This window comes from Ferdinandcohnia sp. QZ13 (assembly GCF_031324165.1).
Classification (GTDB): Bacteria; Bacillota; Bacilli; order Bacillales; family Bacillaceae_L; genus Ferdinandcohnia.
In genome coordinates, this window is sequence record NZ_JAVIVW010000015.1 from 1,896,322 (window position 1) to 1,913,108 (window position 16,787).

At 38.5% G+C, this 16,787-nt stretch carries 15 protein-coding genes, 1 pseudogene and 1 riboswitch; of the genes and pseudogenes, 7 read left to right on the forward strand and 9 right to left on the reverse strand.

The features are described from left to right. Window positions 1–345: 345 nt before the first annotated feature. Both RGU12_RS23180 and proB read right to left on the reverse strand, forming a co-directional pair. Window positions 346–1,590, reverse strand: coding sequence for a glutamate-5-semialdehyde dehydrogenase (locus RGU12_RS23180; protein WP_309538166.1), 1,245 nt, complete (start codon window positions 1,588–1,590; stop codon window positions 346–348). Then, a complete protein-coding gene (gene proB / locus RGU12_RS23185) occupies window positions 1,583–2,710 on the reverse strand; it encodes a glutamate 5-kinase (RefSeq protein WP_309538167.1) in 1,128 nt (375 codons plus the stop codon). The genes RGU12_RS23180 and proB overlap by 8 nt, the downstream gene beginning before the upstream one ends. Before the next feature lie 559 nt (window positions 2,711–3,269). Between proB and ahpC the strand changes: the two genes are divergently transcribed. Both ahpC and ahpF read left to right on the forward strand, forming a co-directional pair. Then, window positions 3,270–3,839 carry an alkyl hydroperoxide reductase subunit C gene (gene ahpC / locus RGU12_RS23190; protein ID WP_309538168.1) on the forward strand — a complete coding sequence of 190 codons (570 nt, stop codon included), beginning with the start codon at window positions 3,270–3,272 and terminating at the stop codon, window positions 3,837–3,839. A 12-nt stretch (window positions 3,840–3,851) separates the two neighbouring features. Continuing rightward, a complete protein-coding gene (gene ahpF, locus RGU12_RS23195; protein WP_309538169.1) occupies window positions 3,852–5,432 on the forward strand; it encodes an alkyl hydroperoxide reductase subunit F in 1,581 nt (526 codons plus the stop codon). Between the two features lie 121 nt (window positions 5,433–5,553). Here the strand turns inward: ahpF and RGU12_RS23200 are convergent, their stop codons facing one another. Next, window positions 5,554–7,029 carry a multicopper oxidase family protein gene (locus RGU12_RS23200; protein WP_309538170.1) on the reverse strand — a complete coding sequence of 492 codons (1,476 nt, stop codon included), beginning with the start codon at window positions 7,027–7,029 and terminating at the stop codon, window positions 5,554–5,556. A 281-nt stretch (window positions 7,030–7,310) separates the two neighbouring features. Between RGU12_RS23200 and RGU12_RS23205 the strand changes: the two genes are divergently transcribed. The 4 genes from RGU12_RS23205 to RGU12_RS23220 all read left to right on the forward strand — a co-directional run bounded on the left by RGU12_RS23205 (window position 7,311) and on the right by RGU12_RS23220 (window position 11,261). Further along, window positions 7,311–7,739 (forward strand): VOC family protein, encoded by a 429-nt coding sequence (locus RGU12_RS23205; RefSeq protein WP_309538171.1) that lies wholly within the window; start codon window positions 7,311–7,313, stop codon window positions 7,737–7,739. A 238-nt stretch (window positions 7,740–7,977) separates the two neighbouring features. Continuing rightward, complete coding sequence (locus RGU12_RS23210) at window positions 7,978–8,646, forward strand: hypothetical protein (protein ID WP_309538172.1); 669 nt, start codon at window positions 7,978–7,980, stop codon at window positions 8,644–8,646. Between the two features lie 66 nt (window positions 8,647–8,712). Further along, window positions 8,713–10,245 carry a glycine betaine uptake BCCT transporter gene (locus tag RGU12_RS23215; protein WP_309538173.1) on the forward strand — a complete coding sequence of 511 codons (1,533 nt, stop codon included), beginning with the start codon at window positions 8,713–8,715 and terminating at the stop codon, window positions 10,243–10,245. Window positions 10,246–10,394: 149 nt separating this feature from the next. Further along, window positions 10,395–11,261, forward strand: a complete 867-nt coding sequence (locus RGU12_RS23220; RefSeq protein WP_309538174.1) for an EamA family transporter — start codon at window positions 10,395–10,397, stop codon at window positions 11,259–11,261. A gap of 471 nt (window positions 11,262–11,732) precedes the next feature. Here RGU12_RS23220 and RGU12_RS23225 read toward each other — a convergent pair whose 3' ends face one another. After that, a complete protein-coding gene (locus RGU12_RS23225; RefSeq protein ID WP_309538175.1) occupies window positions 11,733–12,074 on the reverse strand; it encodes a zinc ribbon domain-containing protein YjdM in 342 nt (113 codons plus the stop codon). A 226-nt stretch (window positions 12,075–12,300) separates the two neighbouring features. On the opposite strand from RGU12_RS23225, the gene RGU12_RS23230 reads away from it, so the two are divergent. After that, complete coding sequence (locus RGU12_RS23230) at window positions 12,301–13,131, forward strand: LysM peptidoglycan-binding and 3D domain-containing protein (RefSeq protein ID WP_309538176.1); 831 nt, start codon at window positions 12,301–12,303, stop codon at window positions 13,129–13,131. A gap of 120 nt (window positions 13,132–13,251) precedes the next feature. On the opposite strand, the gene RGU12_RS23235 is transcribed toward RGU12_RS23230, so the two are convergent. The 5 genes and pseudogenes from RGU12_RS23235 to larA all read right to left on the reverse strand — a co-directional run bounded on the left by RGU12_RS23235 (window position 13,252) and on the right by larA (window position 16,762). Further along, window positions 13,252–13,791 (reverse strand): VUT family protein, encoded by a 540-nt coding sequence (locus RGU12_RS23235; RefSeq protein WP_309538177.1) that lies wholly within the window; start codon window positions 13,789–13,791, stop codon window positions 13,252–13,254. Between the two features lie 4 nt (window positions 13,792–13,795). Then, window positions 13,796–14,461: a 7-cyano-7-deazaguanine synthase QueC gene (queC, locus tag RGU12_RS23240; RefSeq protein ID WP_309538178.1), complete on the reverse strand. Its 666-nt coding sequence runs from the start codon at window positions 14,459–14,461 to the stop codon at window positions 13,796–13,798. A 106-nt stretch (window positions 14,462–14,567) separates the two neighbouring features. Then, window positions 14,568–15,068: a preQ(1) synthase gene (gene queF / locus RGU12_RS23245; protein WP_309538179.1), complete on the reverse strand. Its 501-nt coding sequence runs from the start codon at window positions 15,066–15,068 to the stop codon at window positions 14,568–14,570. 118 nt (window positions 15,069–15,186) lie between these two features. Beyond that, a riboswitch (PreQ1 riboswitch) is annotated at window positions 15,187–15,233 on the reverse strand. Between the two features lie 79 nt (window positions 15,234–15,312). Continuing rightward, window positions 15,313–15,451 (reverse strand): annotated as a pseudogene (locus tag RGU12_RS23250) (4-hydroxythreonine-4-phosphate dehydrogenase PdxA); the annotation flags it as partial. Between the two features lie 21 nt (window positions 15,452–15,472). Beyond that, window positions 15,473–16,762 carry a nickel-dependent lactate racemase gene (gene larA, locus RGU12_RS23255; RefSeq protein ID WP_309538180.1) on the reverse strand — a complete coding sequence of 430 codons (1,290 nt, stop codon included), beginning with the start codon at window positions 16,760–16,762 and terminating at the stop codon, window positions 15,473–15,475. Window positions 16,763–16,787 lie beyond the last annotated feature (25 nt).

The window sequence follows — 16,787 nt, forward strand, 5'->3', positions numbered from 1 at the left end:
AACATCATCCCTTTTAGTAGATTTTTTTATTGCTATGTATGCCTTAATAAAAGGGTATAAGAGATTGCTAGATTCCTCAATAACTCTGGACGAAAAGAAACATAACTGTAAACCTGTAAACACCTTGTAAACATGTCGTTATTTGTAAACATTTTTGTTATCTTTGTGTACAAATCCGTACACATGGCGGTATTCCCGGATGTATACAAGTTTGTAAACATGTAAACGGAATTGCGCACACTTTGTTTACAGTTTGTATACGTGTAAACAGATGTGTAAACTTTAAAAATGAAAAGGGGATGTTCCAAAATATCTTGGATACATCCCCCGCTTTTTGTATTCAACTTACCTTATTTGTCCATTTCCTCGAATTGTATATTTGGTAGAAGTAAGAGCCGGTAACCCCATTGGTCCACGTGCATGGAGTTTTTGCGTACTAATTCCGATTTCAGCGCCAAATCCAAATTCAAATCCATCTGTAAATCTGGTTGATGCATTATGGTAAACAGCCGCTGCATCCACTTCTGTGAAAAATTGCTCCACATTTTCAACTGATTCAGAAATAATCGCTTCTGAATGCTTTGTTCCATATTGATTAATATGGGCAATGGCGTCTCCTACATTCTCAACTACTTTTACGGCAACCTCTAGCCCTAAAAATTCCGTACCCCAGTCTTCCGTACGAGCAGGAATAATATCTTTCCCTATTTGTTGGACTACTTCATCACCATGAATTTGAACATCATGCTCCTGTAAAGCCGTTATTAACTCCTCTAAGTGGTTAGACGCCCAATCCTTTTGTACAAGAACATTTTCAATCGCATTACATACAGATGGTCTTTGCGTTTTTGCATTAATCGCAATGTCTATAGCCATCTTAGCGTCAGCTGTTTCATCAATAAACACATGACAATTTCCTGCACCAGTTTCTAGTACTGGAACGGTTGAGTTTTGGACAACCGTTTGAATCAACTTTGCGCCACCTCGCGGAATTAAAACATCAAGATATTCATTTAGTTTGAACATTTCTGATGCTGTCTCTCGTCGAGTATCTTCTAATAATTGTACGGCCTCAATTGGTAGATTACTTCCTTCAAGCGCATGCTGGATTACCTTTACGATTGCTTTGTTAGAATGGATCGCTGTGGAGCTGCCTCGAAGCACTACGGCATTTCCTGTCTTTAAGCAAAGACTTGATGCATCTACTGTTACATTTGGTCTTGCCTCATAGATCATTCCAATTACCCCAAGAGGAACTCGAACCTGTGCAATTTTAAGACCATTTGGACGCTCCCATTCTTCTAATAATTGTCCAATTGGGTCTTCAAGCTCTGTCAAAAGAATAAGAGCGTCTGCCATATCTTGAATTCGCTGTTTATTTAGCGTTAAGCGGTCTAGTAATGACTCACTCATCCCATTTTCTTTTCCAGCCTGTAAATCTTTAAGATTTTCTTGTAAAATAAACGCTTGTTCCTTTATGAGTTGCTCAGAAATTGCAGAAAGTGCCTTGTTTTTTTGTTCTGTGGACGCTTTTGCTAGAACCGAAGCTGCTTTTTTTGCCTTTTTCGCCTTTTCAATTAACTCACTCATATTTAACTCTCCTCCCTTTTTGACTTACCCAATTGTCCCTATGAATGACAACACCTTGATCACTGTTTACCTTAACCATTGCTTTGGTGCTGGATAATCCTTTTATTTCGATTAATTGATCGGAAGAAAAATTAACTTTTCCTTTTCCGATAATATCTCCCTTTACGTTCACAACCTCAACAACGTCATTGATTCTAAAATTGCCAATAATATTTGTCACTCCTGCAGGAAGAAGACTTTTACCATGTCTTAGAATAGCCGTTGCTGCGCCCTGATCAACTTCAATTTTTCCATTAGGAATTGAATGTAACGCTAGCCACTGCTTTGATGTATTCATACTAGTAAGTGAGGAGTTCCCAATATATGTTCCATCCCCTTTTCCTGCAAGGATATCAACAAATTTTTCCTCACCAGAACCAGAGCCAATAAACACTTTAACCCCGAGACCTAACGCAGTACGTGCTGCCTCAATTTTTGATTTCATTCCCCCTGTGCCTACCTTAGAACCTGTTTCGGTGGCACCACTTAATAGTTCATCATGAATGGTTTCGAGGAAATTGTACCTTTTTGCTTCTGGATGTGTTCGTGGGTTTTGATCGTAGATGCCATTGACATCGGTAATGATGATCAAAAAGTTTGCATGTACGAGACCACTTACTAGCGCTGATAACATGTCATTATCCCCGAAATTTAATTCTTCTAGTGAGACCGAATCATTCTCATTGATAATAGGTACAACATTTCGTTTTAGCAGTTCCGATAAGGTTGCATAAGCATTGTTATATTGGTCTTTATATAAGAAATTCTGCCTGGTTAACAACAATTGTGCAGCAACAATCCCATGTTTTTTAAATTCTTCGGTATACCCTTTTAAAAGTAAACCCTGTCCAACAGCTGCAGCTGCTTGCTTCCCTGCCACGGTTTTAGGTCGAGAAGAATATCCAAGATCCATAAACCCGGCTGCAACAGCACCTGATGAAATGAGAATGACTTCATGCCCAAGCTTCTTTAATCGTGCAATCGCATCAACGTGCTCGCGTAGTTTCTCAATACTAAGGCCACCATTTTGATTTGTTAATGAACTACTCCCTATTTTGACAACAATGCGTTTTTTCTTCATTTCATTCACCGCCAAATTGTTATAAAAAAAAGCCCTTCCATCCCTATAAAAAGGACGAAAAGACCATTGTCTCTCGTGGTACCACCTTTATTGGCACTAGAAATTCATTCTAATACCCACTCGAAAACCTTTAACGCGGGCAACGGTTAGGTTTTGCCTAACAGTTCAAGGGACAGGTTCAATAGCATTGCAGGCGCGTAAAATCTTTCAGCCAATGAATTTTACTCTCTTTTACCTGAGGACTATTTACTAGTTCCCTATCTTTACCTCTTATATATACATGTGTGCATGACTAATTATGTTTTATGATTAGGAATATTATGAATCAAATTTGTTGCAATGTCAATGTCGCTAACTGATAATATGAGAGGAAGAATTGGGAATGAATGTTTTATCAAAAAAGGAAAATACTATTTAATTATAATTAATTAATGCTTTATCGTTGACATAAATAATAATGTCTATATAATAATTAGTATAAACAAGTAATAATTATAGATTTTTAGTCCATACTACTAATAATCTATTTTTAAATATTATAACAATGGAGGAATTTAGTATGTCACTTATTGGAAAAGAAGTATTACCATTCACAGCACAAGCTTATAATGCCGGTTCTGGCGATTTTATCGAGGTTTCTCAAGAAAACCTAAAAGGAAAGTGGAGTGTTGTTTGCTTTTACCCAGCAGATTTTACATTCGTTTGCCCAACTGAACTTGAGGATCTTCAAAACCAATATGCAACATTAAAAGAATTAGGTGTTGAAGTATATTCTGTATCAACAGACACACATTTTACTCATAAAGCATGGCATGACCACTCAGATGCGATTAGCAAAATTGAGTATATTATGATTGGTGACCCTTCACAAACAGTTTCACGTAACTTTGACGTGCTAGATGAAGAAGCTGGCCTTGCACAACGCGGAACTTTCATCATTGATCCAGACGGCGTTGTACAAGCTATGGAAATTAATGCAGACGGTATTGGCCGTGATGCAAGCATTCTTGTTAACAAAATTAAAGCTGCACAATATGTACGTAACAATCCAGGTGAAGTTTGCCCAGCTAAATGGCAAGAAGGTGGCGAAACACTTAAGCCAAGCCTAGACTTAGTAGGTAAAATTTAAGGGGTGCCCAAAATGATACTAGATGCAGATATTAAGCAACAATTAGCGCAATATCTTCAGCTTTTAGAAAATGATGTGCTACTAAAAGTTAGCACAGGCTCCGATAATGTTTCAAAGGACATGCTGTCTCTCGTTGAAGAGTTGACAGCTATGTCCCCTAAAATTAAAGTGGAGCATACACAATTAGAAAGAACACCAAGCTTTAGTGTGAATCGTGTTGGCCAAGATAGCGGAGTAACCTTTGCAGGTATCCCTCTTGGACACGAGTTCACCTCATTCGTGTTAGCTCTCTTACAAGTTAGCGGAAGAGCGCCGAAAGTCGATCAAAAGCTGATCGACCAAATCAAAGATTTGAAAGGCGAATACCACTTTGAAACATATGTCAGCCTAAGTTGCCATAACTGTCCTGACGTTGTACAAGCATTAAACGTAATGAGCGTTCTAAACCCTGGCATTACACATACCATGATTGACGGGGCTGCTTATAAAGAGGAAGTTGAAAGCAAAGATATCATGGCAGTACCAACCGTATTCTTAAATGGTGAAGCATTCGGCGGCGGTCGCATGACATTAGAGGAAATCCTATCAAAAGTTGGAGGTACTCCAGACGCTTCAGAGTTTGCTGATAAAGAGCCATTTGATGTTCTTGTTGTTGGTGGCGGACCTGCGGGTGCAAGTGCAGCCGTATATGCAGCACGTAAAGGCATACGTACAGGTATTGTTGCTGAACGCTTTGGTGGCCAGATTATGGACACACTTGGCATTGAGAACTTTATTAGTGTTAAGTACACTGAAGGTCCTAAGCTAGCAGCTAGCCTTGAAGAACATGTAAAAGAATATGACGTTGATGTAATGAACTTACAGCGTGCGAAACGTATTGAAAAGAAAGACCTTGTTGAAATTGAACTGGAAAACGGCGCTGTCTTAAAGAGTAAAACCGTAATCCTTTCAACTGGTGCCCGTTGGCGTAATGTCAATGTACCAGGTGAAGCTGAGTTCAAAAACAAAGGTGTCGCATACTGTCCACATTGTGATGGTCCATTGTTTGCCGGCAAGCACGTAGCCGTTATTGGCGGAGGTAACTCTGGTGTTGAAGCTGCAATTGACCTTGCAGGCATTGTGAAGCATGTGACAGTTCTTGAATTTAATTCAGAATTGAAGGCTGACACTGTACTTCAAGATCGCCTTCACAGTCTTCCTAATGTAACAGTAATCACGAATGCTCAAACTACAGAAATTACGGGAACTGACAAAGTAAACGGTATTTCTTATGTTGACCGTGAAACTGAAAAAGAACATCATATTGAATTACAGGGTGTGTTTGTTCAAATTGGTCTTGTACCAAATACGGATTGGCTTGATGACACAATTGAACGTAATCGAATGGGTGAAATTGTTGTCGATAACCGTGGTGCAACGAGTATTCCTGGAGTGTTTGCTGCAGGGGACTGTACAAATAGTCCATATAAACAAATCATTATTTCAATGGGATCAGGTGCAACTGCGTCTTTAAGTGCATTTGATTACATCATCCGAAACAATTGGGATACAAAAGCTGATGAAGCTGAACAGAAAACACTAGTTCATCAATAAAATTATATATAGGAAAGTCACTTTATTGCCCTACCGGTAGTAAGGTGATTTTTTTTATTTAAATGAAAAAAAGTAAGAACTATTTAAAGTTCTTACCCTTTTCTTACGTTATTAATCCTCTTTATTCATGATGATTATCATGTCCATTGTCGCCTTTAGGCAATGTCGTTGGCACCTGTGATTCTGTACCTGGTTCTACCAATAAAAATTGCCCCATCATACCGTCATCTTCATGACGCAGTAAATGACAATGATACATATACGGAACATTAGGGTCAGAATAGTTACCAAACTCTACAACGATCCTAACCTTTGAACCATTTGGAATAAATACGGTGTCCTTTCTGCCTTTTTCATACTCTTGAGGTTCCTTATTGTTAATGTCCAAAATACGGAACGCTGCATTATGAATATGAAAATTATGAGACCAACCAAAATTATTAATTTCCCAAATCTCCGTTGTACCAGCTGGAATAACTTCATCAACCCGGTACATATCCATTACTTTGTCGTTAATTTTGTTCTCCATGGTTAATTTGAATTCACGAATCAGTGCATTTTTTGGTACTTCGATTGGTGGAACGGTTGAAAGCTGTCCATCTATTGGCGCTGATTCTTTTAAATCTGAAGCTGCAATGATCTTCAACAAATCAAATTCCCCATTATCAATACCATTATTCCCACTATAACTACGGAGAATGGTTTCCTCTCCGGGCTTGAAATCCACCACAATTTCTGCACGTTCCCCAGGACTTAACATGATTTGTTCCATCGAAGCTGGCTCTTGAAGAAGCCCAACATCATTCGCGACAAGCTTAAAAGAACGACCATCGGTAAAGCCAAAATGATATGCTCTTGCATTTGAACCATTCAACAATCGGAATCGAACCTGGCTTGATGTCACTTCAAGATACGGGTCATACGTTCCGTTTACAAGAATTTCATCCCCAAGTGTACCAAAAATTCCTTCTTCATCCTCTTTCATTTGACCATCGCTCGTAAACAACTTATCTTGGATAATAAGTGGAATATCATCCACTCCATAATCAGAAGGAAGCTTTTTGGAATCTTCATCATCGATGATAAACATGCCAGCAAGTCCCTTATATACGTGTTGTGCTGTCTTCCCATGTAAGTGTGGGTGATACCAAGTAGTTGCAGATGGCTGGTCAATTGTCCAATGTGGTGTCCATGTCTCCCCCGCTTCAATCATCTGGTGCGGACCTCCATCCATTACAGCCGGCAATCTCATTCCGTGCCAGTGTAAAGTGGATGTCTCTCCTAGGTCATTAACAACATTAAAAGAAACCTTGTCACCGCGCAAAACTCTAATGGTAGGTCCTAAATAAGTCCCATTAATTCCAAATGTGTCCGCCATTTTCCCTGGCAACAATTCAGTTTTTCTTGTTTGCATGGTTAAAGTAAAATTTTTAGTGCCATCTGGTTCTATTGTAGGTTCGACAAGTTCTGGAATTTTTAATGGTTGCGTAAAGTCTAGCTCTCCTACATTTGTTATGATTTCTTCCTTTCCACAACCTGCCAAACTAATCATCAGTAAAGTCATTAGTAGTGCAAAAAATCTATTATATGATTTCAATTTTACCCCTTACTTCCTCTCTTACCCATTTGGTAGAATATGTTTTAAACCTTGTGTCTAGTCTATTTTACTACGTTTTTTCTTTGTCCAAAATGAATCACCACTTTGTCACTAAATCGACACAAAATTTGCAAATAACCCCAATTTCCAATTGAGTAAGTCCTTCTTTGGAAAGTCTAATTCGCTTTACCTTTCCATATATTTACTAAAGAAAGTGTCTATGATTTTCTAAAACGGATAAAATGAAATTTGTATACAATACAATTTATAGGAGTGATGAGATGTCTGTAGATGTATATCTTGTTTTTAATGGCAATTGCCGAGAAGCTGTTGAATTTTACGCAAAAGTGTTTAATATTGAAACACCTCACATTATGACCTTTGCTCAATCACCACAAAGTCCAGAATACCCGCTTCCGGAGGAGGCAAAAGATTTGGTGCTGCACGCACGTCTTAACATCGATGGAAGCAATGTCATGTTTTCAGATAACTTCCCTGGCCAACCATTTGTTGTAGGTAACAACGTTACACTAGCGTTAATTAGTAAAAATACGGATCATTTAAAATCCTGGTATGAACAATTAAAAGATGGCGGAAATGTTGAAATGGAGCTACAAGAAACATTCTGGAGCAAGCTCTACGGTCAAGTAACAGATAAATTCGGAATCCATTGGCAAATTAACTATGACAGCGGAGAGATGTCCATATAAAAAAAGATACAGACCTTTTCTTTTAAGAAAAGGTCTGTATCTTTTTTTGGCTTGTTTGAGTTTATTAAAATCTTCCGAAATGCCTCAACGAATCCCTCTTTTAAACTTTCCAATTCCTACATTGTTTTCCATAAAAAAGACATGCTAATAAAAGATAATGTGAAAAGACTTCCACTACATGCAAGATCTCGAGTGATTACGCAGCTTTATAAACCTATGGTCGAAGGGAGTTTTATTGGTGAAATTGTTTCAAGTCAGAAAAGGACAATTTGTCTATTACAACAATGAGTTACATAAGGTTTATGGGGTAAAACCAATGTATAAGCAATCTGTTCATCTTATAAAGTTAAGGGATTTATCACAGCATTTAACCAGTGCAGCACAAGTAGAAAGGTACAAACCTAAGGAGCTTGATAGCTTTATTTTCAATCACAAGGCTTATACGCTCAAACTCGACCAAAATGCTGAAGAAGGAGATTATATATTAATTCACAACCCAAGGCCCGATTCCTTAGATACGTATTCACTAAATGAAATTGAAATGGTTGAAACGGTAGATAAAAAAGGAATCATTACAAGTAATTCTCACGGCGTCAAGCACAATGAGTATTTGTTAATGGTACCCGGACGGGACAAAAACAGCTACCCGATTGATTTTAAAGACATGGAATCTGGTGATGTAGCAGACTTACAGGAGCTCCCGCCCCAAAATGTGAATCTTTCAGACAATGTTTTGCTGCCAGCCTTAGGAGACATCTATCAAAAAAAGGACAGTCCCGAATTATTTATAACGATGGTCCTGGCAGTTAAAGCCGAAACGGTTTATCTAGGAGGAGGACTAGAAGTATCGGCTTTTGAGTTGATGAACGCCGACAAGTGGGAGTTCCTTTATAATCTTCAGGATTAAGATAACCTCTTTTCATGTTCGAATGATGACACAAAAATATTGTATTTACTTTACTAGGAGGTTCCCATGGCTAAGAAAGGTCAAAACGGTTCAAGTGTTTTTATTATTTCATTAATACTTACTCTGATTTTTATTGTATGGGGAGTCTTTTTTACAGATAATCTCGCTCATGTCACCGATATCATCTATAATGGTTCAATTGATTACCTTGGCTGGGTATATCTTGCGGCGACCTTATTCTTTGTGATTTTCTCTGTATTTTTATTGTTCTCAAGATATGGTGATATCCGGCTAGGTAAAAAAACAGACCGGCCTGATTTCAATACCGCTTCTTGGCTTGCGATGTTGTTCGGTGCAGGGATGGGAATAGGGATTGTCTATTGGGGTGTTGCCGAACCAGTCACCCATTACACGAATCCTCCCTATGGCGAGCCTTATACGATTGACGCAGCTAATACCGCAATGAAATATACATTTTTCCATTGGGGTCTAGACCCTTGGGCGATTTATACAATCATTGGTTTAGCTCTTGCTTTCTTTCAATATAATAAAAAGCTTCCCGCATCGATCAGTTCAGCATTCTATCCAATGCTTGGCGATCGAATCTATGGACCGATTGGAAAGACAATTGATATACTATCCATTTTCGCAACCGTTTTTGGTATTGCCACATCCTTAGGCCTTGGTGCCATGCAAGTTACGGCTGGAATGCATGACATATTCGGGGTTCCTAATGGGTTAATCGTCCAGCTAATTGTGATTGCAGTCGCAACAGTCCTGTTTACAATTTCCATTAATACAGGCTTAGAGAGAGGAATCCAATACTTATCAAATGCTGCAATGATTTTATCGTTTGCGATAATGCTCGCAATTTTAATTGTGGGACCAACTTTGACTGTTATAAAAGTATTTTTTAATACAACAGGTCTCTATATTAGTGACTTTATTCATATGAGTTTAAGGTTACAGCCTTTTGGTACAGGGGAATGGATTGCATCATGGACTCTATTTTATTGGGCATGGTGGATTGCCTGGGCGCCATTCGTGGGAATGTTTATTGCACGCGTTTCTAAAGGAAGAACGGTAAGAGAGTTTGTTATTGGCGTCTTGATTTTCCCTACCCTTGGAACATGTCTTTGGATGTCCGTATTTGGGGGTTCTGCATTAGAACTTGTTCAAAACACAGGAAATCATGATCTAGCAACCCATATTACTGAAAATGTTTCATTGTCCATCTTTACATTCTTTGATTATCTCCCATTAAGTTCTTTGTTAAGTATCTTGGGGTTTGCGGTGGTCGCTATTTATTATATAACGGTTGCCGATACTGCCACCTTTGTACTCGGCATGTTGAGTGAAGGCGGAACATTAAATCCTTCGAATAAAATTAAAGTCACGTGGGGCGTTATTCAATCAGCTCTAGCCGCTGTACTGCTCTTAGCAGGGGGATTGGAGGTATTGCAAACAGCCTCCATCGCAGCAGCGCTTCCTTTTACAATTATCTTGATTGTCATGTGCTTCTCATTATTGAAAGGTTTAAAAAGTGAAGTTGACGTACAAAAAGGAAATAAAAATTTAACCCGCTTCATAAAGAATTGACAGCACAAAAAATCTCCTTGATTCCAAGGAGATTTTTTATTGGATAACTTCCAAATAGAACCACTCTTATAAAGGTTTGAAAAAGACCTGTCTCCCTCCATTGTATGCTATAATAGTCTAATAGTTTTTACGCATCAAGAGGTTACATAATGAAAATGAATAAGGGCATCTTATTTGTACTATTAGGTGCTGGATGTTTTGGTTTTACACCGATTTTTGCTAAATTGGGTTTCAGCTATGGTTATTCCCTCGGCCAAATTAATATTGTTCAGATGATTATATCCTCGTTTATTTTATGGTCTATCACCCTAATAAAACGCCCTAGCTTTAAAGGACTGAATAAAAAGAATGTCCCACAAATTATGATTACCGGTTGTTTTATCGGATTGACAAGTATTTTTTATTATGGGTCGATGCAGTATCTACCAGCCTCATTGGCCATCATTTTAATGTTTCAATTCGTTTGGATTGGAATTATATTAGAGTGGATTTTCACCAAAATAAAACCCGCACCTATCACGATTCTTTCTATCGTATTCATTTTGATCGGGGTCTTTTTTGCTTCCAATATAGTAAATGGCGACATCCAAGGGCTCCCTCTTAAAGGTTTCCTATTTGGGATTCTTTCTGCATTTACGTATGCGGGGTTTATTTTTTTCAGCGGAAAGGTTGCAGTAGATGTAGATCCATTAACTCGGACTTCCTTAATGGCAACTGGGTCAACCATCTTAATACTTGTCCTTTTCATGCGTGAAATACCATCCGTACTGCCATTGGAGACAAACTTATTATCAGCTGCCGCAGGTGTTTCATTATTTGGAGCTGTTCTTCCCCCACTCTTTTTCGCAGTGGGCTCCCCCATTGAATTACCAATTGCTATTCTATCAGCCAGTCTTATTTTATCTGAAACCGTTTCGGGGCTTCAGTGGTTAGGTACCATTATTATAATAGCAGCGATTGCTTTGAATGAACTTGGTAGTAGACTTACTAGAGCAAGAAAGCAAGTTGAGGGGTAGCGTTTTGAAAGCTTTCTAGAACACCCTTCATAATTAAAGCGTCAAAGACATAGAATAGTCTTTGACGCTTTTTTAATAAGGCTATTTTTCGCAAACTATGTTGTTTTTGACATAGCCTTTAATAAGTATTATTAGACACTTAGGTGCACCTTCAAGTGATTGGAACGTATGGTACGAGATCCTTGAAAATGCAAGCATTTTCTTCGTGCGGTGTAGTTTCAAGGAAGCCTATTCAATGTCCTGCGGGAATAGCGAGCCAAGCGAGACCCCGCAGTGAGGAATTAATGTTCGAAGCCTAAGAGCGCCACGTCCTGTGGCAACGGCTTCGTGACCTACATCGTGTAGGCCTGAGGAGGCTTGCGGATCGCCCGCGGAAAGCGAGTGCCAGAAGCGGAAATCACCCTAGTTCCACCAATAAACTTTAAGTTAATAACAACAATTTTTTAGAAAAGAGCCTTTAATAAAAACCAATTATTCCTTTTTAACAAACTCAGATTTTAATTTCATTGCTCCAAACCCATCAATTTTACAGTCGATGTTATGATCGCCTTCTACCAAACGTATACTTTTTACTTTGGTACCTTGCTTTAGTGTGGAGGAACTTCCTTTTACTTTAAGGTCTTTAATAACCGTTACAGTATCTCCATCATTTAATATATTTCCATTTGCATCCTTGACTACATTATTATCTTCATTATTCTCCACTTCTGACCCTTGAGCCCACTCATGACCACATATTGGGCAAATCAATAATGCTCCATCCTCATAAGTGTATTCAGAATTACATTTTGGACAATTTGGTAGATTGCTCATAAATTTAATTCCTCCATTAATTATATTGATATCATCCTCTACATATTAGCATACTTTATACTTTACTATGACCAGTGGTATCCCTTTTTATGGGCTACCAGAAATATTCTTGCAATATAATTGCCATAGATGTTACCAAATTAACACCTCCCTGTTCTTTGTCTACCAAAAAACTATGTTACGATTATTGAAAATTAGCAACTAAAGAAACATGGAGGGTAAAAGAATGCTTAAAAAAATGGTCTCAATTTTGGCGGGTACTGTGCTCTCAGTAACAGTAAGTGCTAATGTACAAGCTTCAACGATTACAGTTCAAAAAGGAGATACACTTTGGGATCTCTCACGGGCAAATAACTCATCCGTAAAGAATATTAAAATGCTAAATCAACTTACGACAGACCTTATCCATCCTGGGGATGAACTTACTATAGTACCCGAAAAACAATATACAGTTAAGCAAGGTGACACATTATGGGATATAGCAAGGGATCATCAGGTTACAGTTTCTCAACTTAAACAGTGGAATCAATTACATACAGATCTTATCCATCCTGGATTAAATCTAGTAATCTTTGAAGGTGTAAAAGCAGCGGCTGTTGTTACTGCGGAAAAACCGGTACAGTCTGTTGAAGTAGCAACAAAGGTAAGTGCAAGTTCAGTACCTGCTATTGAAACACAAAAGGAAACGACAGCTACAGCACCAACAACTGTAGCTGCAAATACTAGCACTTCATCAGCGCCGGTTACTGAAACAAGTAAGACAGCTTCAAAGGAATTTATCATGGAAGCTACAGCTTACACCGCAACTTGTGAAGGATGCTCAGGCATTACATCAACTGGAATTAATCTATTAGAAAACCCTAATGCAAAGGTGATCTCAGTTGACCCATCTATTATTCCTCTTGGCAGCAAAGTCTATGTGGAAGGCTATGGCGAAGCAATTGCCGGAGACACTGGTGGAGCCATCAAAGGAAACAAAATCGATGTCTTTATTCCTTCTAAACAAGAAGCCATCAATTTCGGTAGAAAACAAGTGAAGGTGACTGTTTTAGACTAATTCAGAATCAGCTTTGCTTTAGATAGGACACTGCAAAATCAGGAAATTCGAGGTTTCGCAGTGTTTTTCATTATAAAAGTAAAAAGCCACCCTTTTGTGGCTTTTTACAAAGGATTTTATTTAATGGCTCTCTGCGTTATTCAAACCCTTCAATCGAGATTGGTTCAATATTAGAGCACCAATCATTTGAATGATGGTCTTAACAATAATTTGCCCTAAAATAGCCGCTGGCACAGCCTCCCAAGGTAGAATATTAGCCCCGAGTGGACTTAAGCCAATCACTACAAAAATAACGGAGTCAAGAAATCCTCCAACAATTCCACTGTAGAACACGCGCCAAGCTATTGGTAGTTTCAATCTCGTATAAATTTCTGTATCAGCTGATTCGGACACAATAAATGAAATGGCCGAAGCCACCACAATCAATAATGTATCCCCCAGCATGAATGATACCAATGCTGATAGGATTAAAGCTATGAAAATAAATAAGTATGTTTTCCCTCTACCATATTTATGTTGCACCAGGTCCCGGAGAATAAAGGTCGCTCCAACCAACAGCGTCCCCATTGGAACGATAAAAATTCCAAACTGCAATGGCGCTAATGCTGCTGTTACCACATTCGCGGTAACAATCGATAACAAGTAAAATAGTATTCTCATGATATTACTCCTCTAAGTTTGATTTCCCTAAGTAGAATTCATCTAGCCCTTTTTTGCGCAATTTGCACGCCGGGCATTCGCCACACCCATCTGCGATTACACCGTTATAGCACGTTAATGTTCTTTCCCGGATAAATTCAAGAGCTCCAAGCTGATCAGCAAGCTCCCAAGTTTGTGCCTTATTCAGCCACATCAACGGTGTGTCAATCACAAAGGAATCGTCCATCGATAAATTTAACGTTACATTCAACGATTTCATAAAAATATCTCGGCAATCAGGATATCCGCTAAAATCTGTTTCACTAACGCCTGTCACGATATGCTTTGCTCCTATTTGACGCGCTAAAACCCCAGCAAATGAAAGGAAGAGCAGATTTCGACCAGGCACAAAGGTGGATGGCAACTCGCCATTTTCTCCCTCTTCTACCTTTATTTCTTGACGTGTCAATGCATTCGGAGCAAGTTGATTCAGAAGTGACATATCAAGAATATGATGTTTGACACCCAGTTCTGCTGCTATATCCTTTGCACATTGGATTTCAAGACGATGCTTTTGACCATAATCAAAAGTCACAGCTTCAACCGCTTCAAAACGTTCCTTTGCCCAAAACAAACATGTTGTGCTATCTTGACCTCCACTAAACACAACAATTGCTTTATCTCGCTTCATTGTCAAAACCACCTTTTAACGAAAAAACAGCACCCTAAGAAAAAGTGCTGTTTCTTAGTTTTTTTAAGAGGGTAGCTAAAAACCTCTTTCTTCATTCAATTCTTTTTTATCGATTATCAATTTTTTCAGGGTTTAAGTCATGGTTCATTAAACGGTAATCCGCCATTTCCTCGTATTTCGTTCCTGGCTTCCCATAATTACACCACGGATCAATTGAGATACCTCCACGCGGAGTAAACTTCCCCCATACCTCGATATATCTTGGATCAAGTAATTTGATTAGATCGTTCATTATGATATTCACACAATCCTCATGAAAATCACCATGATTTCTAAAACTAAATAAATATAATTTTAATGATTTACTCTCAACAAGTTTTTTGTCAGGAATATATGATATATATATTGTCGCAAAGTCAGGTTGATGTGTAAGTGGGCATAGACTAGTGAACTCTGGACAATTAAATTTCACAAAATAATCACGATTAGAATGAAGATTATCTACTGCTTCAAGTACCTCTGGTGCATATTCAAATGAATATTGAGTATTTTGATTACCTAATAGTGTTAAATCTTTTAAACCTTCTTCATGGCTTCGGCCAGACATAAAAAAACCTCCTTGTAAATGTATCCCAACACTTATCAAAAGAGGTTTAGCCAGTTCTATAAAATACGTATGTAAAAACAGAAAAAGCCACATCCGCTTATGGACATGGCATTGTCATGTTTCCATAGTTTTTTATAGAGGGTATCAGCTATGAACCTCTCCCATACTTGCCTGGGCATTCTTTACTTCAATCTAATATATAATATATAGGTGAGAACGTCAATTGGAAATGTTAAAGAAGTCACTATCTTTTCGGTACAAAATCTACCATGGCGAATAGCTTCAGTTAAGCTTCTTTCGTTCGCAATCCCTTTACCTGCACTATCAAAAGCAGTACCATGGTCAACACTCGTACGAATAATGGGTAAGCCAACTGTTAGGTGCCGATAACAGTATCGATTGGACTATTTTATAGAGACGTACTCCTTATCCTCCGAATCGACATAAGGAATGGTTAATGGTCCTAATGGAAGTACGGCAACAGACATGTCTTCTCCATACTTTTCTTTAAGATGTTCCAACGTTGCTTCAATATCGTGTGTTGGCTTCAACATCGCTTGTGTCACTTGTTCATCTGTAAGCAGTGAATATACATATACATCCGCCCATACTTGTATGACTGCCTGCTTTTGTACTTGCCATTGGTCAAAGGTTTTAAATTCAGGATTATTAATCATATCTAGTAGTTCTTGTGGGGTATTGGCCATCTTTAATATGTCCGCATAATTCCCATGGCTTGGAAGTCCATCCGAGCACTCTGACGCGACAATAATCGATCCACCTTTTTCTACGATTTTGTGGGCTGCACTCATACCTTTTACAGCTTGGTACAAATTTTGATCGAGTGGGTAACCAGAATTTGATGTGATAACTACATCAAAACGCTGATCACATTTCGTCATTGCATGCTCTTTTGCAAATTCACAGCCTTTGTCATGGGCTGCTATTAATTCTCCAGCAAACACATTTGTAATTTGTTTTTCACGGTTCAAGGTAACATTCAACATGAAATGTGGTTTGCACATCATGTTTATCTCCCTTGTCATCTCCTGCAATGGGTTATTCTCCATATTTCCCCAAGTAGCTAATGGATCACCGATCATCCGTGCATTATGGAAGGTCATTATGGTCTCTATCCCTGCAATCCCGGGCATGATTCCCTTTGGTCCACCCGAAAAGCCAGCAAAAAAATGAGGCTCAATAAAACCTGTTACAATTCGAAAATCCGCTTCAACATACTCTTTATTTAAATATACGTCACATCCAAATTTACTATGTCCTACTTTGATCAGTGTTTCCTTGTTATGACATTGGTTATTAATAATCCGAATGTTATCAACAACCCATTGTCCTAACATTTGGATGAACTCTTCCTTCGTTTGGTCACGATGTGTACCCGTTCCATTAATAATCACAAAATTTTCAAGCGGAACATGACTTAATTCTTTTATTAAAGCTGGGACGAGTTTTTCATTTGGTGTCGGCCTGGTAATATCACTAATTACAATGGCTACCTTATCCGTTGCTTTTACCATTTCCGCTAAAGGTGGTGACCCAATTGGATTTTTGAGTGCCTCTTTTAATGCCCCCATTTCATCATTCAGTCCTGAGAGATTTTTCGGTTCTAAAATGAGTGCATGATCCGGAACATTGATCGTTAAATTGTCTTTTCCATATAACAAAGTTGTTTGCATTTTCTTCTCCCTTTCATCCATCACT